The sequence below is a fragment of the Streptomyces sp. NPDC015220 genome, from assembly GCF_043079345.1.
GTDB lineage: Bacteria > Actinomycetota > Actinomycetes > Streptomycetales > Streptomycetaceae > Streptomyces.
The window spans coordinates 94,581-108,839 of the sequence record NZ_JBIBUK010000012.1 but is presented as its reverse complement, the minus strand read 5'-3'; the positions used below and the strand labels follow the sequence as shown (position 1 = coordinate 108,839).

Genomic DNA, 14,259 nt, shown 5'->3' with positions numbered 1-14,259 from the left:
TTAGCCCCTGCCCTTACCCGAGCCCGCGGGGTCAGCTGGGCGCCCCCTGGCCGGCGCCACGCAGGACGGCCCGCGCCGCGGACAGGCGTTCCATCTCGTCACGGTCGCCGTCGGCGCCGCCCGCGACGTCGTCCGCCCAGCCGAGCAGCTGGTGCAGGTGCGGGTCGGTCGCGGCCGCGACGATGCGAGGTTCACCCACGACGACCTCGCCGCCCGTTCCGTCAACGGCGATGAGCGTGCCCTCGGGCAGGGTGCGCCCGCCCGCCCGGACGCAGCCGTCGGCGGCGTCGACGGTGAGGCCCGTGGCCCCCACGACGGCGGGCTTTCCCATCGCCCGCGCCACCACGGCCGCGTGGCTGGTCGGCCCGCCGCGTGCGGTGACGACCCCGGTCGCGGCGGCCAGGCCGTGCATGTCGAGCGGGGAGGTCTCCGGGCGCAGCAGGACGACCGGTCCGCCCGCCGCCAGCCGCGCCGCGCTGTCGGCGGTGGTCGCCACCCGGCCGACGGCGACGCCCGGAGAGGCTCCGAGCCCTCGGGTGAAGACGTCCCGGGGGTCGATCGCCGTGATCCTCGGCGTCCGCACCTGGGCGAGATGCTGCGGCGAGACGCGCAACAGCGCCTCGTCGTGCCCGATCGTACCCGCCTCGGCGAGGTCGACCGCGACCCGTACCGCGGCACGCCCGACGAATCGGCCGGGACGCACCTGGAGGATCCACAACTCACCTGCCTCGAAGGTGAACTCGACATAGCACGCGTCGCGGTAGTGCTCCTCCAGCTGATCCAGGGCGGTCAACAGGCGCGTCCATACGGCGGGTTCCCGGTCGGCCAGCTCGCGCAGGGGGCCGGTCAGCGAGGTGCCGGAGACGACGTCCTCGCCCTGGCGGCCGAACAGGACCTCACCGAACGGGACTTGTTCACCGGTGTTGGGATCGCGGCTGAAGGCGACACCCGTACCGCTGTGCTCATCGCGGTTGCCGAACACCATCGCCTGGACGGTCACCGCCGTGCCGAGGTCGCCGGGGATGTCGTGCAGGGCGCGGTAGGTCCTGGCGCGCGGGGTGTCCCACGACGAGAACACCGCCTCGACGGCGAGCTCCAACTGCCGGGTCGCGTCCTCGGGAACGGGCTTGCCGCTTCGTTCGTGGATGAGCCGCTCGACCTCGCGGATCGCCGTCTCGAGGGCGCTCGGCTCGCCGTCGCGCCCGGCGATCGCCCGGTCCACGCTCGCCAGGCTCTCCTGGCCCACGCCGACGACCTGGGAGGCGAAGCTGGTCAGGAACCGCAGCCGTGAGTCCAGCGCGAAACGCGGGTCGCCCGTCTCTTCGGCCAGCGCGGCCGTCGCCCCGGAGGTGAGCCCGAGGTTGAGGACGGTGCTCATCATGCCGGGCATCGACACCTTGCCGCCGGAGCGGACCGACACCGCCAGCGGACGCTCCGAGCCGCCGAGCTCGCGGTGCACGGCCGCCTCCAACTCGGCTACGGCACACACGAGTTCGGCGGTAAGGCCGTGAGGCAGCCGCCCGGTACGGAGGTAGGCACGGCATGCCTCCGTACCGATGACGAACCCCGGTGGCACGGGCAGCCCCAGACGTCGGAGCACGATGAGCCCGTGCGCTTTGCCGCCGAGGACATCTATGGTCTCCTCGACCTCTGCCGAGAGCGAGTGAATCCAGGTCATCGCGTTGTCATCTCTGCGTCGCCTCTGCTGCTTCGGTGCGGGGGAGAGGGAGGTGCCACGGGCGGCGGCCGGTGGGTTCAGTGGCGTGGGATGCCGAGCGTGGCCAGCAGGTCCTCGTGCAGATGGAACCACACGGTGTGGTACGAGGCGGTGCTGTCCGTCACGTACTCCAGCGCGCCGGACCTCGCGCGGGCGAGCGCGTCGGCGAGCCGGACGGGATAGCGCCGGAACCGGAGCAGGGCCGTGGACAGCTCCGCGCACAGGGGTTCGGCACGCTGGTGGAACTCCGTGAACCGGTCGAGGACACGGGCGTCGTAGGAGGAGTCGCTGTGGTCGTTCATCGTCATGGCGCTGTTGACGGTGCGGGTCTGCCATGCCGTGCAGAGGTCGAGGAGTTCGGGATTGAGAACGAGGAACCGGTCGAAGGCCGCGGTCAGAGCGGGGCGCACACCGGCCGCCGCCACCTCGTCGGCGATCCGCTCGGCGTCCGCGGCGCGGCCTGCGTCCGTGAGACCCCAGCCACCGAAGTCGCCCGGGGTGCGCATGACGAGTCCGGCGACGGCGAGGTCGATCAGTTCCGACTCGACGTCGGACTCGGGCAGTCCTGTCGCCCCGGCCACTGCGGACAGGCCCGAGAAGCCGATGCAGCGAAGGGCGTGGAGCACCAGCAGATCGGTGCTGGTGGCGTGGGACGAAACGGGTTGGGTCATGGCGCGGCCCCATCGGGTGTGGTGTGGGAAACGTCTGCGGTGGTGAGGTCGTGGGTGGCCGCGGCATGCGCGGCACCCGGACCTTGGGCTCGGGTGACGATCGTGTCGTGCCGTACGCGGACCGCGTACTCGGTGGTGTCGTCGGCGTCCGGTACGCCGACGGCCGATGCCAGCAGGCCGCGCTCGTCGAGGACGAGGCGCAGGCGCGGCCGGCTGTCGGGGTCGAACGCGCGCCACAGGCAGCGGGCGAAGTCGCCGATTCTCAGTTGGACGAGGCGTCCGATCTCGGCGGGGTCGGCCGTGGTGACGGCCACAGTGACCAGATCACCGGCCCTCGCGCTGCGCACGGCCTCTTCCGCGGCTTCGAGACGGTGGGTGCCGAGGACCGTGATCACGCCGCCCTCGGTGAATCCGACCATGCGCCGGCTGAGCAGGTCCCGTAGCTCACGCGGCGGGTCCCAGCGGTCCCGGCAGGCTCGCGCGGGCGGGACGTAGGGCAGGTGCGGGGGGTTCCAGGTGTCGGCGAGGGCGAGCTCGCCCAGGTGTGCGCAGGCCTGTGCGATGTCGAAGGGGTCGCCGAACCCGAGGGCCGGATCCGCCGAGGCGCCCGGACCGTCCAGCAGCCGCAGGACCAGCTGAGCCCGCCGTACCTGTCGCGCGGGCGGCGTGTCGGTACAGGCGCGTGAGGCCGGTGACTCCAGCGCGAGCGCCAGCAACAGCGCCTCCAGGCGGGTCACTTGGCCGAACGTGGCACGGATGGGTTCGTGGTCGAGCACCTCGGTCAGTGGGCCGTGCACCCGGCCGGCGGAGGGGCTGTGGTCGGCCAGCGGCAGCCGTTCGAGCCAGATGCGGGCGAAAGCCCCCAGGGCCTCGGCGGTGGAGGTCCGGGCGGGTGCCGCCGAGGGACGGATCCCGCCGGCGGTGCCGTGCTCCGCGGCGGCGGCGCGCTCGACCATGTCGATCAGCACGGCCAGATAGAGGGCGCGTTTGCTCGGGAAGTTCGAGTACACCGCGCCACGCGTCAGTTCGGCCCGCTCGGCGATCCGGTCCACCTTCGCCGTGGCGTACCCGCGCTCGGTGAACTCGGCCTTCGCCGCGGTCAGCACGGCGGCACGGGTGCGCTCCTGCTGTTGAGCCCGAGTCAACCGGACCATCGCGGCCCCTTCCCTTCGAAGCCCGTCCAGCGCAGGTCCGCGGGGAGATGGCTCATGTCGTTGTAGACCACCAGTGAGGGGCCGCGTCGGTGCAATACTCGATCGCCGTCACCGCCGTGTTCCCGCAGCTCATCCCCAGCCACCGCTCACGTGGCGCGCCGAGGGCGTGCCGCAAGAGCCAGGCCACCTGGTAGGCGTGGGTGACCAGGACCTCGTGCGTCTCGGTGTCGGCGGGGCGGGCGAACCGGTCGGTCAGCGCGTTCGCGAGGCGCTCCCCCTTGGCCGCTTCGGCGGGGTCGTAGCCGTCGAAGACCCCGGCCCATGCCGCCGGCGGGTTCTTCGGCACGTGCGGCATGTGGTCGGTCAGCTCGGCCGCCTCCCGCACGGGGACCCCGTTCAGACGCTCGCCGATGAGCTGGGCCGAGCGCACCGCCCGGGGCAGCGGCGAGTGCCACACCGTGTCGATCGGCAGGCGGGCCAAGCGCTCCGCGAGCAACTCCGTCTGGCGCCGTCCGACTTCGGTGAGCGTCCCGAAGGCGTCGGCTGCGCCGTGCCCGACCATGAACAGACGCCTAGTCGCCACGTCGGCCCTTCCGGGGGAGGGACGGAGATGCCTGGAACATCCAGATGGTAACAACATTTCGATGGGAAGGCAGGTGTTCACGACTACCTTCCGGACCGTCCGCGTGACGGTGATCACGGACGTCCTTCGGGGGGTGCTGCGTAGGCTTGGGCCGTCGCCACGGTGGGGTCCGCGAGAGTGGGCGAAGCCTTCCCCGGCAATCTGGCGCGGCGTCAGGAAAGTCGGCAAGTGGTCAGCATGAGTCCTGAAGGAACTGGGGACAGCTGCCCGGACATGCGACTCGTTGTAGGGTGTGGAAACAGCCCTTGACCTGCAAAAACGCAGGCAGGGAGCCTACTGGTGGGAGTGCCCCGATGTTGCGTACCATGTTCAAGTCCAAGATCCACCGTGCCACCGTCACCCAGGCCGACCTGCACTACGTGGGATCGGTGACCATCGACGCGGATCTGCTGGACGCCGCCGATCTGCTGCCCGGTGAGCTCGTCCACATCGTCGACATCACCAACGGGGCCCGGCTGGAGACCTATGTCATCGAGGGCGAGCGCGGGTCGGGTGTCATCGGGATCAACGGGGCGGCCGCGCACCTGGTCCACCCCGGCGACCTGGTGATCATCATCAGCTACGCCCAGGTGACCGACGCCGAGGCGCGGGCGCTCCAGCCGCGGGTCGTGCACGTGGACGCGGAGAACCGGATCGTGGCGCTGGGCGCCGACCCGTCCGCGCCCGTGCCGGGCACGGACCAGGAGCGCAGCCCGCAGGCGGTCTCCGCCTGACCGGTACGCCTCCGGCGACGTCCGTGATCGGTCGTTCAGGGCCATGTCCGCTCGGCGTACCGGGCATGGCGAGGGCCGTTCGGTCCTGGAGCCGTCCGGGGGGAGGCGCCCGGCGGCCGCGTTGACCGGGGCCGGCCGGGTCGCCACCGACCCCCGGGTGACGGGGCCGGCCGGGTCGACGCCGCCGTGCTCCCGGGTGACTGGTCGCGCGGGCCTCGGGTAGGCGGGGAGTAGTCCAGAGCCGATCTCGACCGACTGGCCGGAGGACGCCATGACGAACCCGTACCCCGACCCCGTACCGCCGTCGCCCACCCCGGGCCCCGGACCCGGCCCCACGCCGGGCCCGGACCCCCAGCCGCCGCAACCCCACCCGGATCCGGTGCCCACCCCCGAGCCGCACCCGGCCCCCGAGCCGCCGCCGGCTCCGGGACCGCCGCCGGGGCCGGTTCCGACGCCGCCCCCGGGTCCGACTCCCGGGCCGCCGCCGGAGCCTTCCCCGTCTCCCATCCCCCCGGGGCCGGAGCCGGTGCCGAACCCCGAGCCGGGGCCGCCGCTCACCTGATCCGCGGGGCGGGGCACCACCTGCCGGAGCGGGACACGACCGTCCTCACCGGACGCGGCGGGCGGCCCGGCCGTGGCACGGCGGGCGGCGGGCGGCCCGGCCGTGGCACGGCGGGCGGCGGGCGGCCCGGCCGTGGCACGGCGGGCGGTGCGCGGTGGTGCGCCCGTCCGGGGGAGTGCCGCGGGGCTACGCGGTCACCTCCGAGCGGTCACCGCCCCACAGCGTGTGGAACGACCCGTCCCGGTCCACCCGGCGGTAGGTGTGCGCGCCGAAGAAGTCGCGCTGGCCCTGGGTCAGGGCCGCCGGGAGTCGTTCGGCGCGCAGGGCGTCGTAGTAGGCGAGGGCCGCCGCGAAACCGGGTGTCGGCACGCCCTGCCGGGTCGCGGCGACCAGGACCTCGCGCCAGTCGTCCTGGGCCGCCGCGATCTCCTGGGCGAAGGTGTCGTCGGACAGCAGGCTCGGCAGGTCCGGCCGGGCGTCGTACGCGGCCCGGATGCGGTCCAGGAAGGCGGCCCGGATGATGCAGCCGCCCCGCCAGATCGCGGAGACCGCGCCGAGGTCGATGTCCCAGCCGTACTCCTCGCTGCCCGCCGCGATCTCGTGGAAGCCCTGGGTGTACGACACGATCTTCGAGGCGTACAGCGCCTGCTCCACCCGGTCCGCGAAGGCCGCCGCGTCCGACTCGGACAACGCGGACGCCTTCGGGCCGGCCAGGCCGCGGGAGGCGGCGCGCAGGGCGGCGTGCCCCGACAGCGAGCGCGCGAAGACCGCCTCCGCGATGCCCGAGACCGGCACGCCCAGGTCGAGCGCGATCTGCACCGTCCAGCGGCCGGTGCCCTTCTGTTCGGCCTGGTCCACGACCACGTCGACGAACGGCTTCCCGCTCGCCGCGTCCACGTGCGACAGCACCTCGGCCGTGATCTCGATCAGGTAGGAGTCCAGCCGGCCGGTGTTCCAGGTGCGGAAGATCTCCGCGATCTGCTCGGGTGAGCAGCCGGCCACGTCCCGCAGCAACTGGTACGCCTCGCCGATCAGCTGCATGTCGGCGTACTCGATGCCGTTGTGCACCATCTTCACGAAGTGGCCGGCGCCGTCCGGGCCGACATGGGTGACGCACGGCGCGCCGTCCTTCGCCTTCGCGGAGATCTTCTCCAGCATGGGCCCCAGCGAGTCGTACGACTCCTTCGAGCCGCCCGGCATGATGCTCGGCCCGTGCAGCGCGCCCTCCTCGCCGCCGGAGATGCCGGTGCCGACGAAGTGGATGCCCTGTTCGCGCAGTTCCCGCTCGCGGCGCCGGGTGTCCGCGAAGTGCGCGTTGCCGCCGTCGATGATCATGTCACCGGGCTCCAGGAGGGGTGCGAACTCCTGGATCACCGCGTCGGTCGGCTCGCCGGCCTTCACCATGACGACCAGGCGGCGCGGCCGTTCCAGCGCCGCCACGAACTCCTTGGCGGTCTCGGCCGGGACGAATTCGCCCTCGTGTCCGAATTCCTCCACCAGGGCGTGCGTCCGGGACACCGTCCGGTTGTGCAGTGCGACCGTGTAGCCGTTGCGCGCGAAGTTGCGGGCGAGGTTGCGGCCCATGACCGCGAGCCCCGTGACGCCGATCTGGGCTGTAGTGCTCATACCGCCTGCTCCTCGAACAATCGATCGAGTGGATTGCGTGGTGCCGTTCGTCCTGCCGTCGGTCCTGCCGTCGGTCCTGCCGTCGGTCCGGCCGTCGGTCCTGCCGTCGGTCCGGCCGTTCGTCCTGCTGTCCACGGCGCGGTCCGTGGTGTCACGGTGGCGCCGGCCGCGGCCGCCGGTCCTGCCGGTGCCGTCCGGGCCGTCGTGCCGCTCTTGGACCATCCTGACGTGCCCGTACGGCGACCGCACATCCACCTCCGGCGCGTCCGCCCGCGCACGGCGGGCGACCGGGGCCCCGGCGCCGCCCACACCGATCAGGCCAACGACAGCCCCATACAGGCCATTTGAGCTTACGAAGCGGCCGATAGCCGTCTTGTCACCGTTCGTTGGCGGCGTCTACTTTTGCCGCTCCTGACGCATGGCGAGGGGGCTACAGACATGGCCGCACGCGGCCGGCACCGCCGGTATCAGCCGAACAGGATCAACCGCGCCTCGCTCACCGTCACCGCGGGCGGCGCCGGGATCGCCATCCCGCTCATCGGCGCCGGCGTCGCGCACGCTGCCGACGTGTCCACCTGGAACAAGGTGGCCGCCTGCGAGTCGAGCGGCAACTGGGGCGTCAACACCGGCAACGGCTATTTCGGCGGGCTGCAGTTCACCCGGTCCACCTGGGAGGCGTACGGCGGGACGCGGTACGCGCCCCGCGCGGACCTGGCCACCAGGGACCAGCAGATCGCGGTCGCGGAGAAGGTGCTCGACGGGCAGGGGCCCGGTGCCTGGCCGGTGTGTTCGGCGCGGGCCGGTCTCACCCGCGGCGGCGGCGACCCCGGCGTCCACCCCGACGGCGCGGCGACGCGGGCCGTGTCGAGCGGGAGCGCCAAGAGCACCGGACACGCGAGGAGTTCGGTGCGCGACGTGCAGCCGCAGACCACTCCCCAGTCGCGCGCGGGCACCGCCGAGATGTACACGGTGGTGCACGGCGACACCCTCTCCGGCATCGCCGAGGACCGTCATGTCCGGGGCGGCTGGCACCAGTTGTACACCGCCAACCGCGTCACCATCGGCGACGACCCCGACCTCATCATGCCCGGTCAGCGGCTCTCGCTGCGCGCGACGCGCACCACGCCAGCCCCGGCCAAGGAGAGCCGCACCGCCCCGCGGCCGTCCGGGAAGACGAAGACCAAGCCCGCGACCCGGCCCACGGAGACGAGCCGGACCGGCCGGCCCCACTCCACCCCGACGCACACCTTCGTCGCCCCGGTGCGGGGGACGATCGGCACGGGCTACCGGACGACCGGTTCGCACTGGTCGAAGGGCTACCACACCGGCGTCGACTTCGAGGTGCCCACCGGCACGTCGGTGCACGCGGCCGCGACCGGTCAGGTGGTCAGCGCGGGCTGGGGCGGCGCCTACGGCTACCAGGTGGTGATCCGGCACGCCGGCGGGCGTTACACCCAGTACGGGCACCTGTCGGCGATCTCCGTGCGCACCGGGCAGACGGTCACCGCCGGGCAGCGCATCGGCCGCTCGGGCGCCACCGGCAACGTCACGGGCCCGCATCTGCACTTCGAGGTGCGGACGGGGCCCGGTTTCGGCTCGGACATCGACCCGGTCGCCTATCTCCGGGCCGGCGGCGTCAGGATCTGACGCGGGCGCGGTGCCGGTCGAGGACGGGCATCCGGACGTAGGGGCCCCGGTGGAAGGGGACCGCGAGGAACGTCCCGCCCGGATACGCCTCCGGGGCGAGCGGCGACTCCTCCCGGTCCCGCCCGGACCCGGCCGCCGCGGCCTCCTCGGGCGCCGGCCCGGCGGTCACCAGGACGTCGTCCGGGGGCGCGTCGGGCTGGGAGGGGATCCTGACCGCGAGCGTCTCACGCGGCGGCGCGTCCACCGCCGTCCGCACCGCCGCGGGGTCCAGCACCGCGGGCTCCGCCCCGGCCGGCCCCGACGGCGGCGGCTCCTCGGAGCGTGCCGCGCCCTCCGGGCCCTCCGGGCCGGACGCCGGCTCCTCCAAAGGCGCGGGAGCCGCCGCGTCGGTGTCCGTCGAGGAGGGGCCGTCGAAGGGCGCCGGCCCGGCCCCGGCGTCGTCCGAGGGGGACGACGGGGCGGGCGCCGCCGCGGACCGTGCCGCCGGCGCCGTGCGCTCCAGGCGCTCGGTGGTCAGCAGGATCAGGCCGCCCACGGCCAGCACACCGCAGGCGAGGGCGAGCACGGTGCCGGTGGTGCCGTAGCGGAAGGTCTCACCGAACATGGTGATGCCGACCGCGGCCGCCGCCACCGGGTTCACCACGGTCAGCGTCGCCAGCGGCGCGGCCAGGCCACCGCCGCGGTACGACGCCTGCGACAGCAGCATGCCCGCCGTGGCCAGTACGCCGATCGCGGCGAGGGACGGCAGTTCCGCCGCCGCGACCCCGTCGGTCCAGTCGACCGCGACCGTCTTGGTGAACACCGAGGACATGCCGAAGGCGAGCCCGGAGCCGACGGCTAGCAGCACGCTGCGCACCGCCGGGTGCCGGTGCGCAGCCCGGCCCGCGACCGTCAGCGCCACGAGCGCGCCGCCGGTCACCACCGCCAGGGTCACCCGCTGCGCCGCGCTCAGCGTCTGCGCGTGCGAGGCGCCCACCAGGGACAGCAGACCCGCGAGCCCCACCGTCGCCATGATCGCGCCCCGCCAGGCGGCGGCGCCGGCCCGGCGGCCGACGAAGAGCGCGGCCATGGGCAGCGCGAACACGATGGTGAGGGCGCCCAGCGGCTGCACCAGGCTCAGCGGGCCGTAGGCCAGCGCCACCACGTGCAGCAGTCCGCCCAGACCGTTCAGCGCGACCGCCGCCCACCAGACCGGCCGGCGCAGCGGCGCGTACCGCTCGCCGGGCGAGGACACCGCGACCCGTTCCTGCACGATCGCCCCGCCGGCGTAGGCGACGGCGGAGACGAGTGACAGCAGCACGGACAACGCGAGGGCGCTCATCGGCTGCTCCTCTGCGGGCGGCGGCGGGGGCGGCGGGCCCGGCGCGGCGAACGGTCGGCTTCCATGGTCCAACACCTTGCCGTGCCGAGCTCTTCCCGTCGTCGTTCCTGAGCACGCAATGGGTCATACTGCCGATGGAGTACGCCCGGCCCGCACTCCTCCCCTGGGTGGGCGACAAGGGACGCGGAGCCCTTGCTGGAACCCCCTAAGGGGCTTGGCGTGGCGAGGTGTTGGTACTACTGCTTCCCATGGACCTCGACGCGGACCTCGCCGCCCTCCGCCCCCTCGGCGGCTTCTTCGTCCTGCGCACGGGCGAGCCGCCGAACGGCCCGCTGCCCACCCTCGCCGAAGCCTACGGCGGCGCCCGCCCCGCGGACGCCCGCCCCACGGACGCCCGCCCATCCGCCCGCCCCGCCGACGCCCGCCCCGCGGACGCCCGCCCCGCGGACGCCCACCCCATGGACGTCCGCCCGTCCGCCCGCGCCGTGGGCCCCGGCACGGACGTCCGGCCGTCCTCCCGCGCCGGGGCCCACGGCGGCCCGCACCCTCTGGCCGTGCGCGTGCGCCGGGTCGTCGAGGGCATCGGCGCCCCCGAACCGCGGGTCGCCGCCTCGGTGGCGCAGCAGGCGCTCGCGGCCCGGCTGTGGTCCGCCGCGCTGGGCTGCGCCGTGCGGTACGGCAGGATCCCCGACCTCGACCCCCGCCTGCTCCGCTGGGACCCCGAGGGCGGTGCCCCCGAGGACCTGTGGCTCACCGAGGTGCGCGCGCTGCCCGCCGACCCGGCCACGCTCGCTCAGGTCGTGCTGCACGGCCACGTCGAACCCCTGACGGCGGCCCTGCATGACCGCTACCGCGTCGCTCCCGGGCTGCTGCGCGGCAACGCGGCCTCCGCGCTGGCCGGCGCGGCGCGCCAACTGGACCGGTGGGCGCGGGGCGACGGCCGCCCCGAACTCGGCGACCGGGCCCGCGGCCTGGCCGCACGACTCCTCGCGCACCCCCTGCTCGCCGGAACGGGAACCCTCACCGGCACGGAGTTCCGGCGCCGTAGCTGCTGCCTCTACTACCGGGTCCCCGGAGGCGGGGTCTGCGGCGACTGTTGCTTCGCACGAGCCCCGCGCCCTTCCCCGCGGGCCGCCTCCGGGTGACCATGAAGGGAACCGGTGAGGGACCGGCCGAAGGCGGCCGGCACCGAAGCCGGCCGGCCGACCCGACCGGCCGGAGCCCCGGGCGGCAGCGCCGGACCGGGGCAACCGGCCACCGAGACCGAGGGAGTTGCGCGTGCGAGTGGGACTGCTGACCCGGGAGTATCCGCCGGACGTCTACGGCGGGGCCGGTGTCCACGTCGAGTTCCTCGCGCGGGAACTGGGGCGGCTCGTCGACCTGGAGGTGCACTCCTGGGGCGAGCCTTCCTCGGCCGAGCGGGCGGCCGGTGTCACGCGCCACCGCCCCTGGCCGGCGCTGGACGGCGCCAACGACGCCCTGCGCACCTTCTCCGTGGACCTCGCGATGACCGCCGCCCTGCAAGGACGCGAGCTCGTCCACTCCCACACCTGGTACGCCAACCTCGCCGGCCACCTGGCCAAGCTGCTGTACGGCGTGCCGCACGTGCTGACCGCGCACTCCCTGGAGCCGCTGCGTCCCTGGAAGGCCGAGCAGCTCGGCGGCGGATACGCCCTGTCGGGGTGGGCCGAGCGGACCGCGGTCGAGGCCGCCGACGCGGTGGTCGCCGTCTCCGGCGCCATGCGCGAGGACATCCTCGGCTGCTACCCGGCGCTCGATCCGGCCCGCGTCCACGTCATCCACAACGGCATCGACACCACCCTCTACCGCCCCGACCCCGGCACCGACGCCCTCACCCGGGCCGGCCTCGACCCGGACCGCCCCTACGTGCTGTTCGTGGGCCGCATCACCCGCCAGAAGGGCGTGCCCCACCTGCTGCGCGCGGTGCGGGAGATCGACCCGGCCGCACAGGTCGTACTGTGCGCGGGCGCGCCGGACACACCGGAGATCGACCGGGAGTTCCGCGACCTGTACCAGGAGCTGAGCCGGGCCCGCGAGGGGGTGCACTGGATCCCGCGGATGCTGCCGCGCCCGGACGTGGTCCAGCTGCTCACGCACGCCGCCGTCTTCGTCTGCCCGTCGGTGTACGAGCCGCTGGGCATCGTCAACCTGGAGGCGATGGCCTGCGGCACCCCCGTCGTGGCCTCGCGCGTGGGCGGGATCCCCGAGGTGGTCGACGACGGCCGCACCGGGGTGCTCGTCGACGTCGACGGCGACTTCGAGACGGGGCTGGCCCGCGCCCTGGACGCGGTGCTCGCCGATCCGGCGGCGGCACGCCGCATGGGCGAGGCCGGACGGGTGCGTGCGGTGGCGGAGTTCGGCTGGGACGCGGTCGCCCGGCGCACCGCACGGCTGTACGAGGAGGTCCTCGGGCAGGCTTAGTACGCCGCGGCCCAGGGCAGTAGTGGGGCAACCGGGTGAGGGGAGCGGCCATGCGTCGTGGTGGACCTTCGGTCCTCGGAATCGTCCTGGCGGGCGGCGAGGGCAAGCGTCTGATGCCGCTGACCGCCGACCGCGCCAAACCCGCGGTCACCTTCGGCGGCACCTACCGCCTCGTCGACTTCGTCCTGTCCAACCTCGTCAACGCCGACATCCTGCGCATCTGCGTGCTGACCCAGTACAAGTCGCACTCGCTGGACCGGCACATCACCACGACCTGGCGGATGTCCAGCCTGCTCGGCAACTACGTCACCCCGGTCCCCGCCCAGCAGCGGCTCGGCCCCCGCTGGTACCTGGGCAGCGCCGACGCGATCCTGCAGTCGCTCAACCTGGTCCACGACGAACAACCCGAGTACGTCGCGGTGTTCGGCGCCGACCACGTCTACCGGATGGACCCGCGGCAGATGCTCCGGCAGCACATCGAGGGCGGCGCGGGCGTGACGGTCGCGGGCATCCGGGTGCCGCGCGCCGAGTCCTCCTCGTTCGGGGTGATCACGCCGGGCCCGGACGGACGGAGCGTCGAGCGCTTCCTGGAGAAGCCCGCCGACCCGCCGGGCCTCGCCGACGACCCGCAGCGCGTCTTCGCCTCCATGGGCAACTACGTCTTCTCCACCAAGGTGCTGATCGAGGCGCTGCACCGGGACGCCGAGGACCCCGAATCGGTGCACGACATGGGCGGTTCGATACTGCCCCAGCTCACCGAGCGCGGCCAGGCGCAGCTGTACGACTTCAGCGCCAACCACGTGCCCGGCGAGACCAGCCGCGACCAGGGCTACTGGCGGGACGTGGGGACGCTCGACGCGTACTACGACGCCCACATGGACCTGATCGCCGAGCGCCCCGCCTTCAACCTCTACAACCGCGACTGGCCGATCTACACCCACTCCAACCAGCTCTCCCCGGCCCGGTTCAACGCGGGCGGCATCGCGGGGGAGTCGATCATCAGCGCGGGCTGCCTGATCCGCGGGCAGGTCACGCGCTCGGTCCTCTCGCCGGGCGTCCGGGTCGATCCGGGGGCGGTGGTCCAGGGTTCGGTGCTGCACGACAACGTCCGCGTCGGCCGGGGCGCGGTGGTGCGCGGCGCGGTGCTGGACAAGAACGTGGAGGTGCCGCCGGGCGCGACGATCGGCGTCAACCCGGAACGGGACGCCGAGCTCTACACCGTCTCCAAGGGCGGGGTGATCGCCCTGGGCAAGGGCCAGCGAGTGCCGTAGGCCCGGCGGGGCCCGGGCCGCCCGGAGCCGGGGAGCCGGGTCCCGCGGACGCTCAGCCGCTCAGCGGCGGGAAGTGGTTCAAGGTGATCGCGCTGGCCCGGCGCACGTCGTCGGCCGGGCTGAACTGCACGTACTCGGTGCCCGGCGCGGTGTGCACGGGGACGTGCCCGGGAGGGGCGTAGAAGGCCTCCCCGGCCCGGTACACCTCGTCGCGGTCGGGGTAGCGCAGGGCCAGCTCGCCCTTGAAGACGTAGCCCCAGTGCGGGCACTGGCAGCGGCCGTCCGGCAGATCCTTGAGCAGGGGGGTCAGATCGACGTCCTCGCGGAAGACGCGGAAGTCCACCGTGTAGGGCTCCAGGTCCTCGGAGTGCTCGACGACCGGGCCGTAGTCGCCGCCCTGGGTGGCGGTGTCCCGGGAGACCTTGGGCATCCGGTTCACTTCCCTTCCGAGGGAGGGGAGCGTCGGCGTCGGCACGCGCGACGCGGAAGCGA

Annotated in this window: 12 protein-coding genes; 5 read left to right on the top strand and 7 right to left on the bottom strand. The window is 73.8% G+C overall.

Annotated features, from left to right (window positions below):
- Positions 1-31 precede the first annotated feature (31 nt).
- From ACF061_RS23465 to ACF061_RS23450, 4 genes are all read right to left on the bottom strand, one after another.
- Complete coding sequence (locus ACF061_RS23465) at positions 32-1,678, bottom strand: pyruvate, phosphate dikinase (RefSeq protein ID WP_392268899.1); 1,647 nt, start codon at positions 1,676-1,678, stop codon at positions 32-34.
- 77 nt (positions 1,679-1,755) lie between these two features.
- Positions 1,756-2,388 (bottom strand): transcriptional regulator, encoded by a 633-nt coding sequence (locus ACF061_RS23460; protein WP_392268898.1) that lies wholly within the window; start codon positions 2,386-2,388, stop codon positions 1,756-1,758.
- Positions 2,385-3,542, bottom strand: a complete 1,158-nt coding sequence (locus tag ACF061_RS23455; RefSeq protein WP_392268897.1) for a TetR/AcrR family transcriptional regulator — start codon at positions 3,540-3,542, stop codon at positions 2,385-2,387. Before ACF061_RS23455 ends, ACF061_RS23460 begins: the two co-directional genes overlap by 4 nt.
- A gap of 52 nt (positions 3,543-3,594) precedes the next feature.
- Positions 3,595-4,125: a histidine phosphatase family protein gene (locus ACF061_RS23450; protein ID WP_392268896.1), complete on the bottom strand. Its 531-nt coding sequence runs from the start codon at positions 4,123-4,125 to the stop codon at positions 3,595-3,597.
- A gap of 353 nt (positions 4,126-4,478) precedes the next feature.
- Between ACF061_RS23450 and panD the strand changes: the two genes are divergently transcribed.
- Entirely contained in the window at positions 4,479-4,898 is a 420-nt protein-coding gene (gene panD / locus ACF061_RS23445; RefSeq protein WP_392268895.1) for an aspartate 1-decarboxylase, read from the top strand.
- Positions 4,899-5,646: 748 nt separating this feature from the next.
- Here panD and gndA read toward each other — a convergent pair.
- Positions 5,647-7,086, bottom strand: a complete 1,440-nt coding sequence (gndA, locus tag ACF061_RS23440) for an NADP-dependent phosphogluconate dehydrogenase (RefSeq protein ID WP_392268894.1) — start codon at positions 7,084-7,086, stop codon at positions 5,647-5,649.
- A gap of 438 nt (positions 7,087-7,524) precedes the next feature.
- Between gndA and ACF061_RS23435 the strand changes: the two genes are divergently transcribed.
- Entirely contained in the window at positions 7,525-8,733 is a 1,209-nt protein-coding gene (locus tag ACF061_RS23435; RefSeq protein ID WP_392268893.1) for a transglycosylase family protein, read from the top strand.
- On the opposite strand, the gene ACF061_RS23430 is transcribed toward ACF061_RS23435, so the two are convergent.
- On the bottom strand, positions 8,723-10,054 hold the full coding sequence (locus ACF061_RS23430; protein ID WP_392268892.1) for a DMT family transporter: 1,332 nt from the start codon (positions 10,052-10,054) through the stop codon (positions 8,723-8,725). The two genes, ACF061_RS23435 and ACF061_RS23430, sit on opposite strands and share 11 nt — an antisense overlap.
- Positions 10,055-10,302: 248 nt before the next feature.
- Here ACF061_RS23430 and ACF061_RS23425 point away from each other — a divergent pair, with 248 nt between their 5' ends.
- The 3 genes from ACF061_RS23425 (at position 10,303) to glgC (ending at position 13,767) form a co-directional block, all read left to right on the top strand.
- Positions 10,303-11,199: a (2Fe-2S)-binding protein gene (locus tag ACF061_RS23425; protein ID WP_392268891.1), complete on the top strand. Its 897-nt coding sequence runs from the start codon at positions 10,303-10,305 to the stop codon at positions 11,197-11,199.
- Positions 11,200-11,332: 133 nt separating this feature from the next.
- A complete protein-coding gene (glgA, locus tag ACF061_RS23420; RefSeq protein WP_392268890.1) occupies positions 11,333-12,496 on the top strand; it encodes a glycogen synthase in 1,164 nt (387 codons plus the stop codon).
- A 50-nt stretch (positions 12,497-12,546) separates the two neighbouring features.
- A complete protein-coding gene (gene glgC / locus ACF061_RS23415; protein WP_392268889.1) occupies positions 12,547-13,767 on the top strand; it encodes a glucose-1-phosphate adenylyltransferase in 1,221 nt (406 codons plus the stop codon).
- A 52-nt stretch (positions 13,768-13,819) separates the two neighbouring features.
- On the opposite strand, the gene ACF061_RS23410 is transcribed toward glgC, so the two are convergent.
- On the bottom strand, positions 13,820-14,197 hold the full coding sequence (locus ACF061_RS23410; RefSeq protein ID WP_392268888.1) for a hypothetical protein: 378 nt from the start codon (positions 14,195-14,197) through the stop codon (positions 13,820-13,822).
- Positions 14,198-14,259 lie beyond the last annotated feature (62 nt).

What these genes read in the sequence shown, in the direction of transcription:
- ACF061_RS23465 (WP_392268899.1), bottom strand. Translation starts at nt 1,678, where the DNA reads ATGACCTGGATTCACTCGCTCTCGGCAGAGGTCGAGGAGACCATAGAT.
- ACF061_RS23460 (WP_392268898.1), bottom strand. Translation starts at nt 2,388, where the DNA reads ATGACCCAACCCGTTTCGTCCCACGCCACCAGCACCGATCTGCTGGTG.
- ACF061_RS23455 (WP_392268897.1), bottom strand. Translation starts at nt 3,542, where the DNA reads ATGGTCCGGTTGACTCGGGCTCAACAGCAGGAGCGCACCCGTGCCGCC.
- panD (WP_392268895.1), top strand. Translation starts at nt 4,479, where the DNA reads ATGTTGCGTACCATGTTCAAGTCCAAGATCCACCGTGCCACCGTCACC.
- gndA (WP_392268894.1), bottom strand. Translation starts at nt 7,086, where the DNA reads ATGAGCACTACAGCCCAGATCGGCGTCACGGGGCTCGCGGTCATGGGC.
- ACF061_RS23435 (WP_392268893.1), top strand. Translation starts at nt 7,525, where the DNA reads ATGGCCGCACGCGGCCGGCACCGCCGGTATCAGCCGAACAGGATCAAC.
- ACF061_RS23430 (WP_392268892.1), bottom strand. Translation starts at nt 10,054, where the DNA reads ATGAGCGCCCTCGCGTTGTCCGTGCTGCTGTCACTCGTCTCCGCCGTC.
- ACF061_RS23425 (WP_392268891.1), top strand. Translation starts at nt 10,303, where the DNA reads ATGGACCTCGACGCGGACCTCGCCGCCCTCCGCCCCCTCGGCGGCTTC.
- glgC (WP_392268889.1), top strand. Translation starts at nt 12,547, where the DNA reads ATGCGTCGTGGTGGACCTTCGGTCCTCGGAATCGTCCTGGCGGGCGGC.
- ACF061_RS23410 (WP_392268888.1), bottom strand. Translation starts at nt 14,197, where the DNA reads ATGCCCAAGGTCTCCCGGGACACCGCCACCCAGGGCGGCGACTACGGC.